This is a genomic window from Bacteroides sp. NSJ-48, assembly GCF_014287405.1.
Classification (GTDB): domain Bacteria; phylum Bacteroidota; class Bacteroidia; order Bacteroidales; family Bacteroidaceae; genus Bacteroides; species Bacteroides stercoris.
This window is the reverse complement of sequence record NZ_JACOOD010000094.1, coordinates 1-2,687: the sequence shown is the minus strand read 5'-3', so window position 1 is coordinate 2,687 and position 2,687 is coordinate 1. Positions and strand designations below refer to the sequence as shown.

Below are 2,687 nucleotides of genomic sequence, written 5' to 3'. Positions count from 1 at the left end.
AAGCTGGCATGTTCCAAATGCGACTTCTCGGACTCGTCCATGACCACCAATACCGGAGGTGCGAAGCTTATCAATGACGGACTGAAAGAGATGGGGCTGCTTACGCCTGCCCAGCGTTACGCCAAAGACCATGGGCTGAAGGACGATTACCGTTCGGCCATCGACGGCCTGCCGTGCGACCTGTTCGTAGCGAAGAGTGCCGACGAAGACCTGACCTATTACGGCCAGTACAACATGAACAACGAGAAGAGCGACAGCTACCCCATCTTCGGGCAGGATGAGACCATCGGCGGCGAGAAATGGGGCGAGGGCGACACGCTGAACTACCTGGAAGCCGACGAGGAAGGACACAAGCAGTACCTGCCCGTCTGCTTCGAGACGCTGAACAACTCCAATCCGCTGTGTCTGTTCCACTGGTTGCCGAGTACCGAACCGGAGCATAAGGATTTCATGGACTACAACTTTGACGGAGGACTGGAATTTAATCATCCGAAAGATACCTTCTGGTCGGACGGAGGCGGTGACGCGGAGGAAGAACCGAACCTGAAAGACCACCTCGGTACCGGTGACAAGTACGACAAGATGTACAAGGCCACCGACCGCATGATGAGTTTCGTCTACCGGTGCGTAAAGGAAACGCCTGCGGGCAGGAACATGGTTTACAGCACGGAATCCCATTCGTTCGAGGGGGTGGACTATGAGGACGACGGCGACAAGTTCCCTACCGCCAAGTGGCAGAGCGATACGTTCAGGAAAGAGGCATCGAAGTATTTCGACCTTCCCCACCTGATTGCCTACTATCTGTACGTGCAGTTCAACCTCGGCGTGGACCAGCTTGCGAAGAACATGCTTATCCGCACATGGGACGGTGTGAAATGGTTGATTGACTATTATGACGGCGACTGCCAGCTCGGTTCTGACAACAAGTCGTTCCTGACCGGGAAGTATGACGACAACCGCCAGACGAAGCGCGACGGGGCTTATGTGATGCAGGGTCATAACTCGTGGCTGTGGAACCTCATCGTGGCCAATTGCTGGGACATGATTGTGGAGATTATGGTGAGCGGATGGAACGGGGGCGCAAGCTTCATGAGTGCTTTCAGTATCCAGAAAGCCATTGACCATTTCGATACCGAACAGATGAAGAAGTGGTGCTCGCGCCTCTATAACAAGTCCGGCATCTTCAAATACATCTATCCGTTCCTGAACGAAATGCCGGTGGGTGCGGACGGAGCCAAACAGACCTATCCGCAAATCTACGGTCTGAAGGGTTCGTTGAAAGCACACCGGAACTACTTCATCCAACGCCGGTATGACCTGAAGCAGGTGGAGTACGGCTATGTATCCACGCTGGGTGCCCAGTTCTACCAGAGTACGGCATCGCTGGACAAGGCCTACACGCTGAAACCGATGCAGTACCGTCTGACCATTCCGTACCGTGTGCAGCTTTCCACCAGCAACGGCGTGCAGGCCGACAGCGGCGTGGTGGATGCGGACGTGCTCCACTCGTTGCAGCTGACCCGTGCCTTCGGTGAAAATGACCCGTTGAAGATCATCGGTGCGGCGAAAGTCAAGGAACTGGTTTGGCATGAGGATGCGTTCGCAATCGGCTTCAACTTCGGTCTGCTGACCTCACTGGTAAAACTCGACATGAGCGTGGAGAAAGCCAGCGGTTACCGGAATGGCTCGTTCATGGCTTCGACGAACGGCATGCTGCTTCTGGAAGAAGTGAACATGCGGAACAACCGGCTGGCCCGGAACGGGGACAACGGCAATGTGGCTACTTTGGACTTGAGCTGGCAGGGCCGCCTGAAGAAACTGGACGTGAGGGGTACGGGGCTGACCCGTGTGAAACTGGCCACCGGTGCGCCCGTTGTGCAGTTATGCCTGCCGGACACGATTGAGGAACTGTTCCTGGAATATCTGACCAAGCTGTCCGACAGTGGCCTGATACTGGAAGGCATCAATAATGTGCGGGGCTACCGCTACACCAACTGCCCCGGCATCGACGGGTTCGCTATGCTGGAACGCCTTCACCAGGCCAGACTGAACGGCAGCGGCAAGCTGGAACGCTTCGTGCTGGAGATAGACCGGGAAGACGACGGAACCCTGCTGAAGAAGTATTACGACTACGGAACGTATACGCAGACGGGTGCCGTGGATGACCGGCATTCGGGACTGAGGGGCAAGCTGACCCTGACGAAGTATCTGGCTGATGAGGAACTGGAGAAGTATGCCGCCCGTTATCCGGAACTGACCATCAAGCAGCCGCCCTATACGATGATTGAGTTTGACGACAGTGTGGCCGACGATGCCAATGTTTCGAACCTGGACAACAAGACGGGGTACAAATTCGGCAATACGTACAAAATGAGCGGGCATGTGAATGCCATCCTGTCCAAGCGCCACCGCGTATTGGCCAAGGTGACCAGGATGCCCACGAGCCGGAAGGTGGAGATAGCCGGGCAGCAGGTGGAAGTGAACAACCCGGACGGGGAGATGACCTATTTCCCCCTGCATGACGAAAGCTCGAACTTCTATGCCGATGCGGAGGATATGAACGATTGCACGGTGGCGAAGCTGGACGGCAGCGAGGGAGACTGGATGATGTATGAGCCGTTTTACTGGAGCAAAGGCATCAACGATTATTTGAACAACAAGAAGTACGCCTGCTACAGCAGTTATCC

At 55.5% G+C, this 2,687-nt stretch carries 1 pseudogene; it reads left to right on the top strand.

The features are described from left to right. Nucleotides 1–2,687, top strand: a pseudogene (locus H8S52_RS19515) (hypothetical protein); the annotation flags it as partial.